This window comes from Bradyrhizobium sp. ORS 111 (assembly GCF_045571485.1).
In the GTDB taxonomy this organism is placed as follows: Bacteria; Pseudomonadota; Alphaproteobacteria; order Rhizobiales; family Xanthobacteraceae; genus Bradyrhizobium.
This window is the reverse complement of sequence record NZ_CP120701.1, coordinates 1,955,771-1,974,485: the sequence shown is the minus strand read 5'-3', so window position 1 is coordinate 1,974,485 and position 18,715 is coordinate 1,955,771. Positions and strand designations below refer to the sequence as shown.

The 18,715-nt window shown below is 58.7% G+C and carries 15 protein-coding genes; 4 read left to right on the top strand and 11 right to left on the bottom strand.

The features are described from left to right. Positions 1-1,343: 1,343 nt before the first annotated feature. The 4 genes from groL to sfnG all read right to left on the bottom strand — a co-directional run bounded on the left by groL (position 1,344) and on the right by sfnG (position 6,573). Positions 1,344-2,993 carry a chaperonin GroEL gene (gene groL, locus P6U30_RS09120; RefSeq protein ID WP_407169055.1) on the bottom strand — a complete coding sequence of 550 codons (1,650 nt, stop codon included), beginning with the start codon at positions 2,991-2,993 and terminating at the stop codon, positions 1,344-1,346. Between the two features lie 87 nt (positions 2,994-3,080). Further along, positions 3,081-3,395 (bottom strand): co-chaperone GroES, encoded by a 315-nt coding sequence (locus P6U30_RS09115; RefSeq protein ID WP_280980823.1) that lies wholly within the window; start codon positions 3,393-3,395, stop codon positions 3,081-3,083. A gap of 434 nt (positions 3,396-3,829) precedes the next feature. Then, entirely contained in the window at positions 3,830-5,026 is a 1,197-nt protein-coding gene (locus P6U30_RS09110; RefSeq protein ID WP_280980824.1) for an acyl-CoA dehydrogenase family protein, read from the bottom strand. Positions 5,027-5,472: 446 nt separating this feature from the next. Continuing rightward, the gene (sfnG, locus tag P6U30_RS09105) at positions 5,473-6,573 is read right to left on the bottom strand and encodes a dimethylsulfone monooxygenase SfnG (RefSeq protein WP_280980825.1); all 1,101 of its coding nucleotides are present in this window, start codon (positions 6,571-6,573) and stop codon (positions 5,473-5,475) included. A gap of 1,369 nt (positions 6,574-7,942) precedes the next feature. Between sfnG and greA the strand changes: the two genes are divergently transcribed. Together greA and P6U30_RS09095 are read left to right on the top strand one after the other, a co-directional pair. Further along, entirely contained in the window at positions 7,943-8,443 is a 501-nt protein-coding gene (greA, locus tag P6U30_RS09100) for a transcription elongation factor GreA (RefSeq protein ID WP_407169054.1), read from the top strand. A gap of 276 nt (positions 8,444-8,719) precedes the next feature. Continuing rightward, the gene (locus P6U30_RS09095) at positions 8,720-9,526 is read left to right on the top strand and encodes a hypothetical protein (protein WP_407169053.1); all 807 of its coding nucleotides are present in this window, start codon (positions 8,720-8,722) and stop codon (positions 9,524-9,526) included. A gap of 261 nt (positions 9,527-9,787) precedes the next feature. On the opposite strand, the gene P6U30_RS09090 is transcribed toward P6U30_RS09095, so the two are convergent. Further along, the gene (locus tag P6U30_RS09090; RefSeq protein ID WP_280980828.1) at positions 9,788-10,087 is read right to left on the bottom strand and encodes a hypothetical protein; all 300 of its coding nucleotides are present in this window, start codon (positions 10,085-10,087) and stop codon (positions 9,788-9,790) included. 418 nt (positions 10,088-10,505) lie between these two features. On the opposite strand from P6U30_RS09090, the gene P6U30_RS09085 reads away from it, so the two are divergent. Continuing rightward, the gene (locus P6U30_RS09085; RefSeq protein WP_280980829.1) at positions 10,506-11,279 is read left to right on the top strand and encodes a sulfite exporter TauE/SafE family protein; all 774 of its coding nucleotides are present in this window, start codon (positions 10,506-10,508) and stop codon (positions 11,277-11,279) included. A gap of 87 nt (positions 11,280-11,366) precedes the next feature. Then, positions 11,367-12,404, top strand: coding sequence for a Cj0069 family protein (locus P6U30_RS09080; RefSeq protein ID WP_280985647.1), 1,038 nt, complete (start codon positions 11,367-11,369; stop codon positions 12,402-12,404). A gap of 341 nt (positions 12,405-12,745) precedes the next feature. On the opposite strand, the gene P6U30_RS09075 is transcribed toward P6U30_RS09080, so the two are convergent. The 6 genes from P6U30_RS09075 to P6U30_RS09050 form a co-directional block, all read right to left on the bottom strand. Then, complete coding sequence (locus P6U30_RS09075; RefSeq protein ID WP_280980830.1) at positions 12,746-14,098, bottom strand: amidohydrolase family protein; 1,353 nt, start codon at positions 14,096-14,098, stop codon at positions 12,746-12,748. A 110-nt stretch (positions 14,099-14,208) separates the two neighbouring features. Next, on the bottom strand, positions 14,209-15,102 hold the full coding sequence (locus P6U30_RS09070; protein WP_280973537.1) for an amino acid ABC transporter substrate-binding protein: 894 nt from the start codon (positions 15,100-15,102) through the stop codon (positions 14,209-14,211). A 29-nt stretch (positions 15,103-15,131) separates the two neighbouring features. Then, entirely contained in the window at positions 15,132-15,899 is a 768-nt protein-coding gene (locus P6U30_RS09065) for an amino acid ABC transporter ATP-binding protein (protein ID WP_280980831.1), read from the bottom strand. A gap of 55 nt (positions 15,900-15,954) precedes the next feature. Next, positions 15,955-16,650: an amino acid ABC transporter permease gene (locus P6U30_RS09060; RefSeq protein ID WP_280980832.1), complete on the bottom strand. Its 696-nt coding sequence runs from the start codon at positions 16,648-16,650 to the stop codon at positions 15,955-15,957. Then, the gene (locus P6U30_RS09055; RefSeq protein ID WP_407169052.1) at positions 16,647-17,438 is read right to left on the bottom strand and encodes an amino acid ABC transporter permease; all 792 of its coding nucleotides are present in this window, start codon (positions 17,436-17,438) and stop codon (positions 16,647-16,649) included. Before P6U30_RS09055 ends, P6U30_RS09060 begins: the two co-directional genes overlap by 4 nt. Positions 17,439-17,489: 51 nt before the next feature. Continuing rightward, the gene (locus P6U30_RS09050; RefSeq protein WP_407169051.1) at positions 17,490-18,650 is read right to left on the bottom strand and encodes an aminotransferase class V-fold PLP-dependent enzyme; all 1,161 of its coding nucleotides are present in this window, start codon (positions 18,648-18,650) and stop codon (positions 17,490-17,492) included. Positions 18,651-18,715 lie beyond the last annotated feature (65 nt).

Below are 18,715 nucleotides of genomic sequence, written 5' to 3'. Positions count from 1 at the left end.
GTCAGCGCCGACGCTTGAGCGGAGCGCTAGATTAGACTCATTTTTTTTGCTGCAGCTCTGGTCCCGCCGGGCCAACGCGACCTGTTGAGAGTCTCGAGAGAAGCGAGGTGCTGGCAATCTAGAACAACTGTATGCCAGAAAGCATCCAATGCACCTACCAGGAATGGTTGGGTGCGCTCACTCGAATCCTTCAGTACAGTCCAACCGTGAAGCGGTCGTGGGAAAGATACTGAAGAATACTAACGTCGTTACAGATTGTTGAAGGTGATTGATTTGCAAGCACTCGGCGCGCTGATCGGAATGCTTCCACTTGCAGCGTGGTCGATGTGATGATCAGGCAATATCCGTCGGCCGAAATTCGCGGGCACGGAGTCCAACTTGGTCTGACCGCCCGAACAAGGTCGTACGCGTGGGACTCATATTCCGTTTGTTCGCTCGGGCGGCAGATTTAGGTGAAGGTCGGCTTCGACGCCGGGCTCGGACGGCAGAACGTTCATATACCAGCACGACGGATTGCGCGCTGACGTTACCAGACGTACGATCAACCAGCTATTTCGAACAGGTGATTGCTCTGGCTTATTGTCCATTGCATTTGCCGAGCGATCCCCCGGCGCTGACGCCTCAGGTCAGATCGGCAGCCGCAACGAAATTTCAGTGCTCATGAACGTCTTCTCAGGTGTCAGTACCAGCATATCGACGACGGTCATGGACCCTGGGCGATCATATAAATACTTTACGTGCCAAAGCGAGCCGACGTCAGGGGAGACGACGAAATCGCGAGAGTCTAACGCTCTGGCGATCATTCGAACCGCCTCGCTATTCCGCATTGATAGAGAGAACACCGCGTCCATAAGAACGGCTAGGCTCATTCCGTCAGCAAGGAGTGCGCGAGCAATAGCGTCGCCGTGAACTTGCCGGAGCGCTGAGATGACTACCGCGACAGCCTCTGGGTCCCTCACTCTGCCCAGCCTATTGAATCGCCACATAATGCTGAGGACAGAGCCGTGCCGCGAGGATTGCGCCGCCGGCCCTACGGGGGGCTGAGACTACAGTTGCACCCCATCGGGCACACGATCTGCAACGATCCGGAGTGACCGCCCTCCTGGAATATGCACATCGCTGGTACGCTCCGGGATGAGTGGCAACGTCAGGTATGGCTCGCCAATACAAGCTCTCGCGCCTCACATTGCCCGATGCAAGCTGGACGACGGTATTCCAACACGGCTCCAAGGGAACGAGCCTCGTCGACAGCCTTGGTGGCCCGCTGTATCAATGAGCAAACAAAACCCCGGCAATTGCTGCCGGGGCTTTCTTATTTTTGCGTTCCGCGTGACGCGACTGGATCAGAAGTCCATACCGCCCATGCCGCCCATGCCGCCGCCCGGCGGCATTGCGGGGCCGGCAGCGTTCTTCTTCGGCAGCTCGGCGACCATCGCTTCCGTAGTGATCAGGAGCGCCGCCACGGAGGAGGCGTTCTGGACCGCCGCTCGCACGACCTTTGTAGGATCGATGATACCCTTGGAGACCAGGTTGCTGTACTCGCCCGTCTGTGCGTCGAAGCCGTAAGAGTACTGATCCTTCTCCAGGACCTTGCCGACCACGACCGAGCCGTCTTCACCGGCGTTGATCGCGATCTGACGGGCCGGCCACGACAACGCCTTGCGCACGATCTCGACACCGGTCTTCTGGTCGTCGTTCTTGGTGCGCAGGCCCTTGAGCGCTTCGGTGGCACGGAGCAGCGCCACGCCGCCACCCGGCAGGATGCCTTCCTCGACAGCCGCGCGGGTCGCGTGCATCGCGTCATCCACGCGATCCTTGCGCTCCTTCACTTCGACTTCGGTCGCGCCGCCGACGCGGATCACCGCGACGCCGCCCGCGAGCTTGGCGAGACGCTCCTGCAGCTTCTCACGGTCGTAGTCCGAGGTGGTCTCCTCGATCTGCGCCTTGATCTGGGCAACGCGGGCGTCGATGTCGGCCTTCTTGCCGGCACCGTTGACGATCGTGGTGTTCTCCTTGTCGATCATCACCTTCTTGGCGCGGCCGAGCATCTGCAGCGTGACGTTCTCGAGCTTGATGCCGAGGTCTTCCGAGATGGCCTGGCCGCCGGTCAGGATCGCGATGTCCTGCAGCATGGCCTTGCGGCGATCGCCGAAGCCGGGAGCCTTGACGGCCGCGACCTTCAGGCCGCCGCGCAGGCGGTTGACGACGAGGGTGGCGAGCGCTTCGCCTTCGACGTCTTCAGCGACGATGACCAGCGGCTTGCCGGTCTGCACCACGGCCTCGAGCAGCGGCAGCAGCTCGTTCAGCGAGGAGAGCTTCTTCTCGTTGATCAGGATGTAGGCGTCGTCCATCTCAACGCGCATCTTGTCGGCGTTGGTGACGAAGTAGGGCGAGATGTAGCCGCGGTCGAACTGCATGCCCTCGACGACGTCGAGTTCGGTTTCGAGCGACTTGGCTTCCTCGACCGTGATCACGCCCTCGTTGCCGACCTTCTTCATGGCGTCGGCGAGGAACTTGCCGATCTCGGCGTCGCCGTTGGCCGAAATGGTGCCGACCTGGGCGATCTCCTCGTTCGAGGTGACCTTCTTGGAGTTCTTCTGGAGGTCCGCAACGACGGCTTCGACCGCGAGGTCGATACCGCGCTTCAGATCCATCGGGTTCATGCCGGCGGCGACCGACTTGGCGCCCTCGCGGACGATTGCAGCCGCCAGCACGGTGGCGGTGGTGGTGCCATCGCCGGCCGCGTCAGCGGACTTGGAAGCGACTTCGCGCACCATCTGGGCGCCCATGTTCTCGAACTTGTCGTCGAGCTCGATCTCCTTGGCGACGGTGACGCCGTCCTTGGTGATGCGGGGAGCGCCGAACGACTTATCGAGCACCACGTTGCGGCCCTTCGGACCGAGGGTGACTTTCACCGCGTTGGCGAGAACGTCGACGCCGCGCAGCATGCGGTCGCGTGCGTCTACGCCGAATTTGACTTCTTTGGCTGACATGGTTGATTTCCCTGAGTTTCATTTCATCTCACCCTGGATAGGACGCCCAGCAGGCGCTCCTCAGGGGTGAGCGGTGCGAGCAGTGGATTAGGCGGCCTTCTTGCTGGAAGATATTTCGGTGAGAACGCCCATGATGTCGCTCTCCTTCATGATCAACAGCTCCTGGCCATCGATCTTGACCTCGGTGCCCGACCATTTGCCGAACAGCACGCGGTCGCCGATCTTCAAATCAATCGGGATCAACTTGCCTGCCTCATCACGGCCACCTGGGCCGACGGCGATGACTTCGCCCTGGGAGGGCTTTTCCTTGGCTGTGTCTGGAATGATGATGCCGCCAGCGGACTTCTCTTCTGCGTCGATGCGCTTGACGACGACGCGGTCATGAAGTGGACGGAAAGTCATACAGTCCTCCTAACTATTTGCACGAGTTAACGATTCTCGACTGTTAGCAGTCGATGCCGGCGAGTGCTAACGCAGGCGGAACTGAAATAGGACAGGCTTCTTCCGGAGCAAGGGTCTGTAGCAAAAAAATTGGCGCTTACCCCCTACCTAAAGAAGGAGCCCGCCGTTTGCCGACGGGACCTTCCGACCAAAGCCAAGACGATTTGGTGGCCCCATTATGCCTCGGGCTACGCCCAACCCGACCAGCAGGTAGCGGGAACGACTTCGAGTTTTCTAAAGGCGTCCTTGGGTCCGGGACTTGCCACCGGTTGGGCTCGCATAAGAACCCTGAAAGATCTCTGACGGCCGGAAACGGCACTGCATCTGAAAGCAGAGGCTCTCATTCTTTTCAGCCGCGGCTCGCAGGCAATGTTGCGAGCAGTTCTCAATCCTCACTATTCTCCCCCCTCGTAGAACAGCTCCAGCGGCAGACCGACCAGAGCCTTGCCGATCCAATCGCGCGCGATCACATTAGAGGGCCCCATCGCGATGGCCGCGCGCGCGTCGCGGAAGGCGCGTTCGATCGGCCCCCGATGGTACCCATAGCCGCCCGTTACCGTCAGAGCCGTGGCCGCGACTTTGTTGGCGACTTCGGCGGCATGCACCTTGAACTCGGTCAGCGGGATAAGGATTTCACTCTGCGGCCTGCCAGCGCGCCACAGCGCGTCCAGTTGGCCCGCGAGTTCGTTGCGCCAAGGCCGCAGCGTCTCGACCAGCACCTTGGCTGCCCCGAGTTCCTGCCGGATCGCTTGGTAGTCCGAAAGACTCTTGTTCCGATCCCTATGCACGAAGCGTGTGGTGTGCGCGACCGCCGCGTTCAGCGCGCCGCGCGCCACACCTTCCCAGACAGAGCCGAGCCCAATCAAGTAGACGGGCGACACCCCGTCATAGATAATCTCCTTGCCCTGCCCTTCGGCACCAAGCCTGTCGCGTTGTGGTACACGCACGTTGATGTAGCGGATTGCGCCCGAATGATTAGCCTTGACACCCAGCGCATCCCATGGCCGTGACTCAATGCCGGGGGACGTGCCGTCGACGATGAAGAACACGATGTCGGTCTGATCCTTGGCGCCCGGAGTGCGCGTCTGGACCACATAATAGTCGGCTTGGCCCGAGCTAGTCGTAAACGACTTCTCGGCGTTGACGAGATAGTCCTCGCCATCTCGCGACGCTTCGGACAGATTGTACCACCAGTGCCCGCCGGTGGCGCGCTCGCTGGTCGAATAAGTGCCGAGCAGTCGTCCATTGTTCGATTTGAGCCATCGCTCCTTCTGATCGGTGCTGCCGAACAGATTGATGGTCTGCGCCGCGCCGACATGCATCACGTAGACGAGGCCGGTCGAGGCATCGACCTGCCCGATCCGACAGGCAGCCTCGGCGAAGTCGATATGGCTGCAGTCGAGCCCGCCGAACTGCACCTCGTTCAGCACGCCGGTCCAGCCGGCGTCCGACAATGCGTGGAGATTCTCCCGCGGAAATCGGCTCTCCTTGTCGTTGCGATCGGCGTTCACCTTTACGGTGGCGTCGATCGCCGCGTCGAGCCGAGCGTAGGCGTCGTCGTCGGCCCTGTGAGCGAAGTTGTCGTTGGTCATGGTCATTCTCCTGTTGGGCAGTGTCAAGCGAGAGCCTGCGTCGGCAACGTTCCGTTAAGATCGCCCCGGCGACGAGCCGCCGAGACGCAGCTCGGCAGCCACGCGGGCGAGTACACCGCGAGGGTCTGGAATGTGCACGCGACCCGCGTGCTCGGCCAGCTGCACCACATCGGCAAAGCGCGCACGATACCGGATCCAGCCTTGGCGCGGCGTCCCGTTGGATCCGATCAGGGCTCGCATTTCGCCGCCACGACTTCAGGCTCGATGTCACCGAGCGCCGCGGTGCTTCGAACGTCAGCGAGATCTCCGCACGCAAGAGCACCGGCCGCAACTGTGCCATCGCCGGACCGCTCGGCCGACAAGCCAGAGAGAGCGCCGGCTCAGCAAGACCCCATCTGGCGCAAGGCGGTCCGCACTTGCTGCTATCGTCGTCACGTCAACCATTGTCATTCGGCCGCCTGGACGTGCCCGGCCATGTTCGTTTCCAGCGTGCGGACCAGCGGAATGATGCGGCGGCCGAAATATTCGACATCTTCCTGGAAATGCAGGAAACCGAGCAACACGAGGTCAACGCCAACCTTCTTAAGCGCAATGATGCGCTCGGCAATCTGCTCCGGCGTGCCGATCAAATTAGTCTTGAATCCATCGTTGTACTGGACGAGGTCATCGAAGCTTGATTTCGCCCAATTGCCCTGACCTTCCGGCGACGCCTTGCCGGCGTTCTTGACCTCGCGCCCAAAGGCATTGACGGCCTCCGGATCGGCCTTGTCGATGATCTCATTGAGGACGCTGCGCGCTTCGGCCTCTGTGTCGCGCGCGATCGCAAAGCCGTTGACGCCGATTTTGACGGAACGGTTGTTTGCGCGGGCTTTGGCCATGATGTCGTCGACCTGCTTCTTGATCTCCTCGACCGAGTTGCCGTTGGTGAAGTACCAGTCCGATACCCGCGCCGCCATGTCGCGCGCCGCACGCGAGCTGCCGCCCTGGAAGACCTCTGGCAGAGGCTGCGCCGGCTTCGGCTTCAGCGTGTAGTCCTTGAAGCGATAGAAATCGCCGCGGAACGTGAAGCTGTCTTGAGTCCAGATGCCGCGTAGTGCCCGGATGAACTCTTCCGAGCGCCGGTAACGTTCGTCATGATCAAGCCAATGCTCGCCGATTGCCGCGAACTCGCCGCGGAACCAGCCGCTGACGATATTGACCGCGACGCGGCCTTCGGTGAGCTGGCTGATGGTTGCGATCTGCTTGGCCGCAACAGCCGGATTCCATGGTCCGGGAAGAAGGGCCGCGATCACCTTCAGCTTGTTCGTTGCTGCAAGTAGCGCATGGCTGAAAGCAACTGGCTCATGCTGAAACTCGGCCCCATAACCGGCTGTGAATCGGATCTGGCTCAGCGCATACTCGAACCCCGCCTGCTCCGCGATCTGCGCCAGGCGGCGGTTATAATCGATGTCCCATCCGGTGCGCTGCTCGATCTTGCTGATGACAAGACCACCGGAGACATTCGGGACCCAGTAGGCGAATTTGATCGAATCATTGCTGGTGCTCATGAAGGTACCTCAACGGTTTTGGCTGGAGTAGGACGTGACGCTGGCGCAACGAAGCACCCAGGCTGCTGTGCCAGCCGGTTGCGACGCCGCTCGTTCGAGCCGTCGTTAGATGTGATTTACGGGACGGTTGGCGCGGCTCAGGTCAGCTGATCGCCGCCGGCGCATGCTCGGTACGTCAGCAACAGGCCGCACGGCACGGCGTCAACGATGCGACGCATGTTCGAAATTGATCAAGGAGGCCAGAGCAAGTCATCCGCATTCTCCCTCGCAAGCGCGCTCGGCGAGCAACTGATACTCGCAGAGAAACCGATCACGCGCGAGTCCAAGGCGCACTCTTTTCCATGCGGTCGGGGAAAGCAACATTCTCTTAATCGCGTTGAACGCGTCGTTTATTGCTGCAGCTCTGGTCGCGAGCTTGTTCAGCAGTGCTGAATGCCAATCGCATTGATCCCAACGATGCGACCTTCGAACACGGCCTTTCCGAGTGCGATGTTCGCTTTGGCGCCCGCGCATTTGCGGCTGTCGACCCAGGCGGTACACGATCGACCACTTAATCAGTCGCTTTAAGACGCCGCCTCATCGCTTGAACGAAGTTACGGCCGCCTGAATTCTAGGCGATCGAATGCGAACATCGGGTTTGATCATCTGCGCACCGTTTAGCGGAGCTGATATCGCCGCGGCGGCAATTACGTTGCCGACAATGCGCTGCATCAGTCCTCGTTGGACGTTGTCGGAAATAAGGACATGGCTTTTGCTAACGGCGCCGCGGGCCGCCTGTTCCGGCCCGCGGCGCCTTCAACAAGTCGTAGGCTACTAAAGCGCGCATTCGTTGCGATCGATACGGGTGCGTTGCTAGATCAAACGCGTCGTTCGGCTCCTCGGTTTGCCGCTCGCTAATTTACGTGCCGTGGCCGACCCGTAAGCGCCAGTTCCGCAAAAGCGATCGGAACCGCGCCGGCTTACCAAACCCTGCGTCCACCTTTGCGGGACGACATCGCACCTCATCCAGGCTGCAGTCTCACGTCTGGCCTTTGCTATGTCATTGCTCGGGTGGTGGACTATCAGCGTTGGCACCCCCTTGGATCCTAGAGCTCCTTATCTTGAGTAGAGGTACCGAACCATATCGGTCAAGCCCACGACATAGCGGTCGGCTGCCCCGCCGGCTTGCACCTTTACGCAGTGCAGCAACAATCATCAGGATTGGAACATCTGTCGGCGCATGGCGTTCCACCCGAGGCTTACGGCGATCGATTTCGATCGGCTCCGATAGGCCCAGGCCGTGGCACTCATCGGCACCAGTATCGAGCGTCAAAGGCACCATTCATTCAGGCGACAAGACTTCGTCGATTAACCCGTTAGAACAATTCCGATGATAAAGCTTCCCATGACGGCCGAGGGGCATGCTGCGCTCGAAGGTGAACTGCGTCACCGCATCCGCACCGAGCGACCAGATCTCGTTCAGCGAATTCAACAGGCGATCGCCAATGACCGAAATCTGGTCGAGAACTCGGAATATCAGATTGCGCTTGCGGAGCAAAGCGTTAACGACGCTCGCATCGCCGAGCTGGAAGATAAGCTCGCGCGTGCTGAGATCGTCGACGTGTCCAGACTTTCCGGCGAGGAAATCAAGTTCGGAGCGACGGTGACGTTGATAGATGAGGACACTGGTGAGAAGCGGATCTGGCAGATCGTAGGCGAAGCCGAAGCCGATGCGAGCAAACACAAAATTTCAGTAACCTCGCCAATTGCTTTGGCATTAATTGGAAAGAGAAACGGAAGTACGGTGGTCAAGGCGCCGGGCGGTACCAAGACCTACAGTGTGCGACAAGTAGAGTGGCTCCAGAGCAAGCCCAAGCAAGAGCAAGTGTAAGCGTAATCGACGAAGGCGCCGACCGCACAACCATAGTTACGCGACAACCTATCGGGGATCCTGCTCTAGGTCATCGCGTACAGGGCGGGACTCGGCGCAAGCAAAAGCATAGCCGACTAGTGTAGTCTTCGGCGGGAAGAGCCGGTGGCGATCGAGACCAAGCTCTTTCCCGGCTTCATTGCCTCGGGGGCTCGCTTCGCCGATCGAGAGCGCCCAATAGCGCGCACACGAGTCTCGGGTCGACCAATGAGATCAACGTTACATCGGGACGCGAACATGCCGGGACGACTGGCGCCGGTTCTACTGGTACTGTGTGCGTTCATGATCGTTGGCCTCATCGGCTTGTACGTAGTCGGCGACCTGTCCAGATTTCAGGAAGCTATTTCAATAAGTGAGGGCCAGGTCGCCATGCGCAGCGTGAGTAATCCCGAACAACTGGATCAAGCGCTAAAGCAACATCCCTCAAATGCGATGCTGAAAATGATCGCAATGGCAAGGCTGGATGCGATCGAAATGGATGCTGCCGCGCGGAGGTTACTAGCCGGTGCCGAGCAAAATGATCTTCCGAAAGCAATCGATTTAGCTTCCAGTCGCAGTGATCTAGACAAGCTCCTACGCGATCTGAAAGCCGCCGAGCGTGGTATCGCTACTTTTGAACCCCGTTATATCGCTCTGATCAAATCCGAGCGCGGCAAATTGGAAAACGAAGCCCGTTTGCTCCGTCTTGGAAACGAAACAGTTCTCAGATTTATGAGAATGATTGACGCGCAGCACACCGAAATAGTTGCCGTAGCTTCCAAACTGTCGGCCACGCACACTGAATACTACAAGGCCTATGAGAAGTGTGTGACGGTCCTGCTGAGGGATTTTGGTATCTACAAAGTGACAGAAGGTCAGTTCGTATTCCCGTTTCAATTGACTGCAGACAACTACAATCGTGCTTCAGCAGCAATGATCACCGCTACACAACGCATTGCCGAACTGGACAATGAAATGACCAACCTGAGGGCGCTCCAGCTGAAGAGATGGAAGGCTTTCGTTGGACAATTAAGCGAGCGCATCCAACAGCCGATGGTGGAATAAGGGCAGACATGCAGCGTCCTTTTCAAAGAACCGGACGCGATTCTTGGGCATGTCGCCTCGTGGGGAGACCGCTATCCCCAGGGGCAAATAGTGCCAAAGCTGTTGAACCTGTCAATCTGAAAGCAGGTCCGCAGGCACGCGATTGCATAACGGTGAGGCGCCACCGCGTTCCTTGCGACGCCGAGAGCGAAACGACGTGTCTGCGGCCGTCCGCTCGCAGATCATCTTGGGGGTCGCAAGAACGGTGTGGCAGGAATGGTGTCAATGCTTCTCGTCCGGATGCGCTCGCCAGTCACGGCCTACCGTCTGGTGGCCCTCATCTGTCTTATCCATACGCCCTGCGCGATCAGCGTCGCTTTCCTTGGCTTTCCAATCACGCCCAATTTGCACATCCTCTCCGCGTCCCCGTTCCTGTGCGCGCGACTGCTCCGCTTGTTGAGGGGTCTGATCGGGCTGCACAGGGACCGTCTGCGCTTGGCCAGTCCTTCCCGCTTCTTCGGCGGAGGTGGGAACGAGACCACAGGACAGCAGCATTGCTGTTGTTACCGCAACGATACGCATGCGTTTCTCCTCCATTCAGATGAAACACTAACGACTCACCTGAGCTTCGGTTCGCTGATTTCACGCTGGTTCCGGTGCAGGTGAGCGGTGCAGTATGGGCGCAGAAGGGCGTAACATTGATGCTATAGACTCAAAGCGGAGACCGCGACGATCACAAATAGGCCCCTCGTCCGCACGCAGGAATCAGGCTGTTACCCCTTAAGTCTCGGCACGTCTCGTCCTGAAAATAAGAGCCATCAGGCAACCGACGAGACACTGCATAAACCCGCTGCGGTGATCCTCACGACCCATGTGTCCATCGGTTACTCCATCCTCAAACCGGCCGAGACGTTGCACATTGAAATCGTCAATTGAGCTTTACGTTCGTACTAGTGTGCCTCAGGGGACGTAGCAGCCTCCCCGTCAAGTGGGCCATCCCATGCAAGAGCTGTTCGCTTTGTGTTGGAGCGAACACATGGATGGGATGTCTTTTGAGCTTCCGCTTTTCATTGTTGCGACCTTCGGCGGTGCCGGTGCGCTCGTCGCTGGCCTTTCCGGATTTGCATCCGGCCTGGTAGTCGCCTCGATCTGGCTCTACATCCTTACCCCCCTGCAAACCGCCAGCCTGATCATCGCCTTTGGGCTGGTCGTGCAGGCCTACTCCGTATGGAAACTACGTGGTGCGCTGGACTGGAGACGGCTCTGGCCGTTCATCTTTGGCGCAGCACTCGGCGTACCGGTTGGCGTAACGATATTGACTTGGGGCAATCCTGGCTGCGTCCGCGTTGGCGTCGATGTGTTTCTCGTTCTCTACAGCCTTTATGCGTTGCTTCGTCCTGCGCTCGGGCCGTTGAAAGCGCCGGGCGCTGGCGTCGATGCCATTGTCGGATTCCTCAATGGCGTCCTGGGCGGTATCACCGGGCTCGCCGGAATCCTCGTCACGATCCGGTGCGGACTGCGCGGCTGGCCCAAGGACGTGCAGCGTGCGGTGTTTCACCCCGTTGCGGTGGCGACATTCCTGGTGAGTGCGCTGTGGATCGGCGCCAGGGGCGCGTTGAGCGCGGAGACAATCAAGCTCTTTCTGATCGGATTGCCCGCCCTGTTCGCCGGTACCTGGATTGGTCTCAAGTTGTTCGGTCGCCTCAGCGAGGTTGCATTCCGCAGGATCGTACTGGCGCCGCTTCTGGTTTCGGGCGCGGTCCTGGTCGTTTAGCGTTACGGCAGATCCCGCCCGGCGGGCGGACCGGCTGTATGGAAGGAACATGCAATCATAGGGATCAATGACTCTGGAGCCGTTTCCATGTTTGAACCCACAACTCGCCTCGGCCGCATCGCTATCCTCTGGCGAGGTGATGAAGCGGCGCGCCGCAGTGTTTCCCCAGAGACCAGCCGTTTCAAGGCCGTGTTCGCGGCGCTCGCCGATGTCGGCGTCGATGCCGAACCGGTGGTCTACGAGGACGATGTCCTCGACGCAGTGCGCGCACAGCTCGCCACACTTGATGGTGTACTCGTCTGGGTCAATCCGATTCACGAGGGGCGCAATCGCGCCAATCTCGACGCGCTGCTGCGCGAGGTGGCGGCGCGCGGCGTCTGGGTGAGCGCCCATCCCGATGTCATCCTCAAAATGGGCACCAAGGAGGTGCTCCATCGCACCCGCATGATGAGTTGGGGCTGTGACACGGCCCTCTACCGAACGCTCGAGCAGATGAGGGTGGAATTGCCGTTGCGGCTGGCAGCTGGCCCGCGCGTGATCAAGCGCAGCCGCGGCAACGGCGGCCAGGGCGTCTGGAAGGTCGACGCCCTGGTAAGTCCCCCCACCCGGCCGATGGTTCGCGTGCTTGATGCCACGAGCGACGCATCGGAGGACGTCGCTCTGGACGAGTTTCTTCAGCGGTGCGTCGATTATTTCGAAGACGGCTCTGTGATCGATCAGCCGTTCCAGGCGCGCCTGAGCGAGGGGGTGGTGCGCTGTTATATGGCAGGCGATCGCTGCGCCGGCTTCGGCCACCATAAGGTCAAGGCCCTGGTTGACGAACCGACCGCGCGCGCCGAAGCCGGACCACGGCTCTATGCCAGCAAGGCCGATCCGCGCTTTCAGGTCCTGCGTCGGTTGATGGAAGACGAGTGGACGCCGCAGCTGACAACCTTGCTGGATATTCCGAGCAGCGATCTCCCGATGATCTGGGACGCGGACTTCATGCTCGGTCCGCCCCGTCCCGACGGGACCGACAGTTACGTGCTCGGCGAGATCAACGTCAGCTCAGTCTTCCCGATCCCCGAAGAGGCTTGGGCAGAGATCGCTGGCCGAGTTGCCGATAGACTGAAGTCGAAGCTCTGAGGCGAGAAATCTTGCGTCTGCTCCGATCTCGAGTTTTCAACCGTGCTCGCCAACGGCTGCCACGGCGTCGATGTTGCATTCCGGCTCCATATCCACGATCTCCGGCGTTCGGGTCACATGAACGCGCTCAGTGAGGGTTCGAACCCTGGATGCACTCCCATTGGAGTGCGCTACATCCACCGTCGAACACGCGCGCGATAAGCGCGGTGGACATCACCGAACTTGCGATCTAGATAGGCCTCCTCGCGGGCCACAACGCCGTAGCGGATAACCACCACAACGATCCGTCAGAACACCGCGTCCAGCCGAGCTCCCTAATTGTAACAGGGCGCCCTCGCCTCTCACGGATGCGTCACATTCTCTCGATATCCTTTCCGAAAGAACTGTTGGGCGTTCCCTCGCATGATCCGGTCTATCAGGCTACGAGTATCTTCGAGCGCAATCCAACCTTCGGTAACCAATTGCGAGAGTGCCAGAGCGATTCCGCGGCGCGCTACGAAAGCATGGCCATAAATTGGCTCGACAGCGACATAGTCGCCGCCGAAGGTGAAGATCTTGTTGGACGGAACCGCCATCAGAAACTCCTTCAGAAAGCGAACGCCTGCCACTGGGTTGATAATCCATGCCCAGCACATGTCGATCGCGGCGTTGGGATAATGTTTGGCCAGCGCGATAAACTCGTGCTGGTATGGATACCCAATGTGCATTAGGACGAATCGGGTTTCTGGAAAGTCCTGCAATAGTCGGCAGACGTCGGCAGCATTGCTGTGGGTACGACCGAGTTGCATCACGCCGTAGCCAGCCAAAACGCCGGTGTGCAGCTTGACCGGCAGGCCGCACTCGCCAGCTTTGCCGACGCAATAGCGGAACAGATAATCTTGTAGCGCCTTGAGATCCTCAGGACCGAGGGCATGTAATGCGCCGACCCTGTCGGCGTGGTGGGGAAATAACCTTGACGCATGCGCCTTGGTGATCGGTTCGAAATTGAGCGCACGCGAATAAGCTATTTGCGATTTTACGGCGACCGCTCTGGCGCCGTATGTTGCGAAATAGAAGTCGATGACGTCGAGCCACTCATCGAGTGTCGTTGGGCGTCGACCTGTCTCGGCTTCCACCCACGCAAAGTCAGCAGCACTGCACCGGCACAGTTGAAGGATACTTATATCGTGATCGAGCAGCTCTGGCTGTTCGGTCTCCATGAAGATGCGCTGTAGCGAATTGACGTGGCAGCCCTTGATGTTCGCCAAGCCAAAAATGCGCGCATAAAAGCCGGGCTGAACGGTTTCACGATATTTCTCGGCGATGCGCGGCAGACTCTCGGCAGTCAGTTCATCCTCGCCGTATACGCCGCGAAACGTATGGCGCAGCGCCTGGGCGTAGCCAGTGTGGCGGATGCGGTCCCAGTAAGGGGCGATGATCCGATACTTTTCCTGGCTTGGAAGATCCGGCCCGAGAAACTTGCGCAAGTCGGCCGCTGGCAGGCCGGCCACCACTAGATCTTCGGCAGCATAGGACCTGAATAAATACGCCCAGTCATTGCACGGCAATGTTCGTGGATGGATCTCGCCGGCAAGGCGCTGACTTTCCTCGATCAGGTGCTCATGGGTATCCACAAACGGCGTCTCCTCGACCCATTGTGCGATCTGTCGATCGGATTCCGTCATCGACTCCCAGCCAATCGCAGCTCTACTCATTTGTGGCTCCTTTAAGTACAGTCGCTTGCGTCCGCATTTGCGATCCTCGTGTAGACATGCTGTACGTCTAGCTGTAGCCAGCGGGACCTTCAGCGCCGCGGGTGGCGAGATCAATTGCTGACGACATCACTAGGATGAGCAACGCGCTCTTTAAGAGCGTCGGTCATTGGGAAGTTGAGGTTTATGTTTCTTGGCGGAATCGCAGCCATGAACCATTTGTCATAGATCTTCGTGAACTCGCCGGAAGCCATGAGCTTAGAGAGAACGTCGTCGACCATTTTTTTGAAGTCGGGATCATCCTTCGAGAACATCAGACCATAATAATAGATCGTGCCGTAGTTGGCTCTCAAGAAGGCTAGGTCAGCGGGTTTCGAATAATCCGCCTTCATACCGGCCAAGAGAATGTCGGCCTCCACCCACGCCGATGCACGCCCAGTGGTCAGCAGCAGCAGGGATTCAGCATGGTCTTTGGCCTGCGCGATCGTAAGATTGAGACCCTCATCCTGCGAGATGCCTTTGGCGATGCCGAGCGCATCGGACCCCTGTGTGACAACGATAGTCCTTCCCTTCAGGTCTTTCGGCGTCTTAAACCCGCTCGACACCTTCGCGAGCCAAGCCGTTTGGCTGGCGAAGGTTGCAACGCTAAATGAGACCTGTTCCAGACGCTGCTTGCTGCTGGCAGTTCCGCCGCATTCGATATCGATTGTGCCATTCTGGATAAGCGGGATACGGTTGGACGAATTGACCGGCGTGAGCTTTATCTGAAGATCTGGAGTGCTGAGATCAGCCTTCAGCCGATCGACGACGTGCGCGCAGAGGTCCAGGGAAAACCCGACAGGCTTCTGGTCACCGGCGAGATAGGAAAACGGTATCGAGGCCTCGCGATAGCCAATGGTGATTGTTCTCCTCGACTTGATGTTATCGAGAGTTGGCCCTGCCTGAGCAGCAGAGACTGAAAACACGGCAATCGCAGACGCGGAAAGCAGTGCAAATGTTCTGAACATAGAAATCCCTCTGTTCGGGTGAGACGCGCCTAATGAATGATCTGGTTGAGGAAGGCCTTCGCACGCTCGGTGTTGGGCGCGCGAAAGAAGGTGCTCGGATCGCGCTCTTCCACGATTGAGCCGCGATCCATGAAGACCACTCGATCCGCAACTTCGCGCGCAAAGCCCATTTCGTGCGTGACGCAGATCATCGTCATCCCGTCCTGCGCGAGATCAACCATGGTTTCGAGCACCTCCTTGACCATTTCCGGATCGAGGGCAGAAGTCGGCTCGTCGAAGAGCATGATCTTGGGCTGCATGCACAGGGCACGGGCTATAGCGACACGTTGCTGTTGGCCGCCCGACAATTGCGCGGGATATTTCTTGGCCTGGTCGTGGATCCGGACCTTCCTCAGCAATACCATCGCCCGGTCACGTGCTTCAGACTGAGCGAGCCCCCTGACTTTCATTGGCGCCAACATGCAATTTTCGGCTACCGAAAGATGTGGGAAAAGGTTGAAGCTTTGAAAGACCATGCCGACTTCACGGCGAATGGTGTTGATATCGCGCATCCGATCTGTCAGCTCGATCCCATCGACGACTATTCGGCCGGAATCATGCTTTTCGATGTGATTGATACAGCGGATGAGAGTCGACTTCCCGGAACCCGAGGGCCCGCAGAGTACGATCTTTTCTCCTTTTGCAACTTTGAGGTTGATGTCACTCAGGGCATTGAAGCTGCCGAACCGCTTGACGAGGTGCTCGACGACAACCATCGGGAAAGGGTCGGCTGGGCTAACTGTGCACTCTTGCGGCATGCTGATCTCCAGGTTGTAGCCACTAGGAACGAGGGGCCATCAGCGAATCGATTAATTATCGGCGGGCACCCGCGATCGCGTACTTCTTGCGGAGCGAGGCGACGAATTGGGACGCGGTTGAGCTTATGATGAGATAAACGACGGCCACTGCGAGGTACATCTCGACGAGGCGGCCATTGAGCTGTGCAAGCTTCGAAGCCGCACCAAGGAGATCAGTGAGCGACAGGACGTAAACGAGGGACGTATCCTGAAACAGAATGATGGTCTGGCTCAGTATGATGGGGCTTGCGACCCGAAACACCTGCGGAAGGACGACATGACGATACGTATCGAATGTCGACAGGGCGAGAGCCTGGCAAGCCTCGAACTGTCCTTCGTTCACCGCGCGCAATCCGACGCGAATGATTTCCGAATAGTAGGCGGCTTCGAACAAGCCGTAAGTGATGAACGCCGTGTAGGTGGCACCGACTGGAATCGGACGACCATTGCCTGACAGGTGTCCCAGAACGACGGGCACCAAGAAGAAGAACCAAAATAGGACAAGAATGAGCGGAATCGATCGCATCAGGGCGACGTAGCTACGAACGAGCTGGCTCAGAATGCGGAGCTCAAAGTGCTGCACGAGGGCGAAGAGCGTTCCCAGAAACATCCCAACCAAGAAGGCGGCTGCCGTCAACGAAAGCGAGAACAGCAATCCTGACCATAAATAGGGACACGCTTGCACGACAATCGAGAAATCGAGACCATTCATTTCACGACCTCCATACTGCCAGGCAGGGGGCTTTCCAATTTCACATCGTCAAAATCTGCCCCGATGGCTTCCCTGCCCGGTGCGGCACCGGGAATTCGCACCGCTTTGTCGATGAGCATCATCGTCTGGTAGGCGATCAAAGCCAAAGCGAGATAGATGAGTGTGGCGGCACCGAATGCCGCGAAGGTTTGGAACGTCGCATCGCTGATTTGGCGCGCCTGGGCGGTCAGCTCCATCAAGCCGATGGTCAGAGCGACGGACGTGTTCTTGTAGACGCCCATCACCTCGCTTGTCAGACTTGGCACGATGACCCGCAAAGCCTGCGGCAGGATGATAAGGCGATAGGTCAGATATCCACTCAGACCAAGTGCGGCAGCCGCTTCGGCTTGCCCCTTCGGCAAGGCCTCGATGCCCGCCCGAACCTGTTCTGCGATTCGTGCCGCGGTATATAGGCTCAGACACCACAAGGCGGGAAAGAAAGATCCCCAGGGCGGAGGAATTTGCTTGATCCAGTCGCCCATCGCACTCGGAAGAAGCTCGGGCAGGACGAAGTACCAGAGGAACATCTGCACGAGAACGGGAATGTTTCGGAAGATCTCTACGTACAATCGCGCTAATGCCCTGATAACGGAACTCCGCACGGTTCGACCTATACCAACGACGACTCCGATCCCGAACGCTATCCACCAGCCGAAGAAGGCAAGCGCCAACGTCCAACCGAGGCCCGAAAGAAGCCAGTCGATGTACCGCTGACCATCCGTCGTATTTTCAAGAAGAACTCCGAACATCGCGAGCCTCACGATTGCGGGTGTTTTTATCAGTCCGCTTCCCTGCCAATCCTAAGCGGCCCTGAATGACTTTCTTGATTTGCGTCGACGGATGAGGTCGACCAGACGATCGACATCGTCGACCGTGTTGAACATGCCGAACGACACGCGAATGCCATCGCGTTCGGGGGAAACACGCACCCCATTCTCTTCGAAGTAGCTGAGCCATTCTGTCGCGGGTAGGCCAACGACGTAGATGTGAGGCGAGCGATGCTGCCGCTGACGTGGGCCGACGAGAGTGAGGTCGAGATCGTCCAGTTGAGCGATGAGATGATCGCCCAGATCGAAGCAATGGTTCTGAATGTTATTCACCCCGATCTGTTCGATCATGTCGAGGGAGGCGCCGAGTGCGTGAATTGCAGGAAGGTTGAAGTTTCCTAGTTCGAAACGTCGCGCGCTCGGAGATGGCGACAACCGATCGGTACGTGCGATAAGGTCGCCAGGAATCTCGGCCAAGCTGGCGGCGGCAAGATAGGTAGGCTCCAGCTCCTCCAGCTTCTTATCCCAATAGAGCAGTCCAAGACCTTGAGGGACGAGCAATCCCTTGTGACTGCCGGAGCCCACGAAGCTTGCCTGGATAGCTTTCGCGTCGATCGGAACGACCCCGATCGCCTGCATGACGTCAACGACGAAGTACAGCTTCTTATCCGCGCAAAGAGCGCCGACGCTCTCGATGTCGAAGCGATGTCCAGCGTGGAAGGTGACGTGCGAGAGCGAGATCGCGCGAGTCTTTTCGTCGATGTGGGGAAGGAACGTTTCCGCGTTTACGACATCCGTCATGGGGAGGAAGTCGATCCGGACGCCCTTCTTCTTCAAATTGAGGAAGGCATAGGCATTATTTGGATGATCTCCGTGGATCATCAAAATGTTGTCGCCAGCTCGGAGAGGCAACGCATTCGCCGCGATGTTCATGCCTTCCGATGTGTTCTTCGTGAAGGCAATTTCGTCGGCCGACACCCCAAGGAAACGGGCGACCTTGCCACGCGTTTGCTCAACTCGATCGAGCCATACGCTTTTCGGACCGGCCGTCTCCAGACCTTCACGGAGGAAGGTCTCGATCGCGGCCATGACAGGACGCGCCAGCGGCGCCTGGAAACCGGAGTCGAGATAGACCATCCGTTCGGCTGCCGGGAACTCCCTGCGCACAGCTTCCACATCGTAATGACGAGACATTCCTCATCTCCTTCTCGGACACCTCTCGCCACAGCGGTCGAATTCTGGGCTTAGCCGAAGTGGCC

Excerpts from the sequence above, each read along its gene's own strand:
- groL (WP_407169055.1), bottom strand. The coding sequence starts at position 2,993 with ATGTCAGCCAAAGAAGTCAAATTCGGCGTAGACGCACGCGACCGCATG.
- P6U30_RS09115 (WP_280980823.1), bottom strand. The coding sequence starts at position 3,395 with ATGACTTTCCGTCCACTTCATGACCGCGTCGTCGTCAAGCGCATCGAC.
- P6U30_RS09110 (WP_280980824.1), bottom strand. The coding sequence starts at position 5,026 with ATGACCAACGACAACTTCGCTCACAGGGCCGACGACGACGCCTACGCT.
- sfnG (WP_280980825.1), bottom strand. The coding sequence starts at position 6,573 with ATGAGCACCAGCAATGATTCGATCAAATTCGCCTACTGGGTCCCGAAT.
- greA (WP_407169054.1), top strand. The coding sequence starts at position 7,943 with ATGATAAAGCTTCCCATGACGGCCGAGGGGCATGCTGCGCTCGAAGGT.
- P6U30_RS09095 (WP_407169053.1), top strand. The coding sequence starts at position 8,720 with ATGCCGGGACGACTGGCGCCGGTTCTACTGGTACTGTGTGCGTTCATG.
- P6U30_RS09090 (WP_280980828.1), bottom strand. The coding sequence starts at position 10,087 with ATGCGTATCGTTGCGGTAACAACAGCAATGCTGCTGTCCTGTGGTCTC.
- P6U30_RS09085 (WP_280980829.1), top strand. The coding sequence starts at position 10,506 with ATGCAAGAGCTGTTCGCTTTGTGTTGGAGCGAACACATGGATGGGATG.
- P6U30_RS09080 (WP_280985647.1), top strand. The coding sequence starts at position 11,367 with ATGTTTGAACCCACAACTCGCCTCGGCCGCATCGCTATCCTCTGGCGA.
- P6U30_RS09075 (WP_280980830.1), bottom strand. The coding sequence starts at position 14,098 with ATGAGTAGAGCTGCGATTGGCTGGGAGTCGATGACGGAATCCGATCGA.
- P6U30_RS09070 (WP_280973537.1), bottom strand. The coding sequence starts at position 15,102 with ATGTTCAGAACATTTGCACTGCTTTCCGCGTCTGCGATTGCCGTGTTT.
- P6U30_RS09065 (WP_280980831.1), bottom strand. The coding sequence starts at position 15,899 with ATGCCGCAAGAGTGCACAGTTAGCCCAGCCGACCCTTTCCCGATGGTT.
- P6U30_RS09060 (WP_280980832.1), bottom strand. The coding sequence starts at position 16,650 with ATGAATGGTCTCGATTTCTCGATTGTCGTGCAAGCGTGTCCCTATTTA.
- P6U30_RS09055 (WP_407169052.1), bottom strand. The coding sequence starts at position 17,438 with ATGTTCGGAGTTCTTCTTGAAAATACGACGGATGGTCAGCGGTACATC.
- P6U30_RS09050 (WP_407169051.1), bottom strand. The coding sequence starts at position 18,650 with ATGTCTCGTCATTACGATGTGGAAGCTGTGCGCAGGGAGTTCCCGGCA.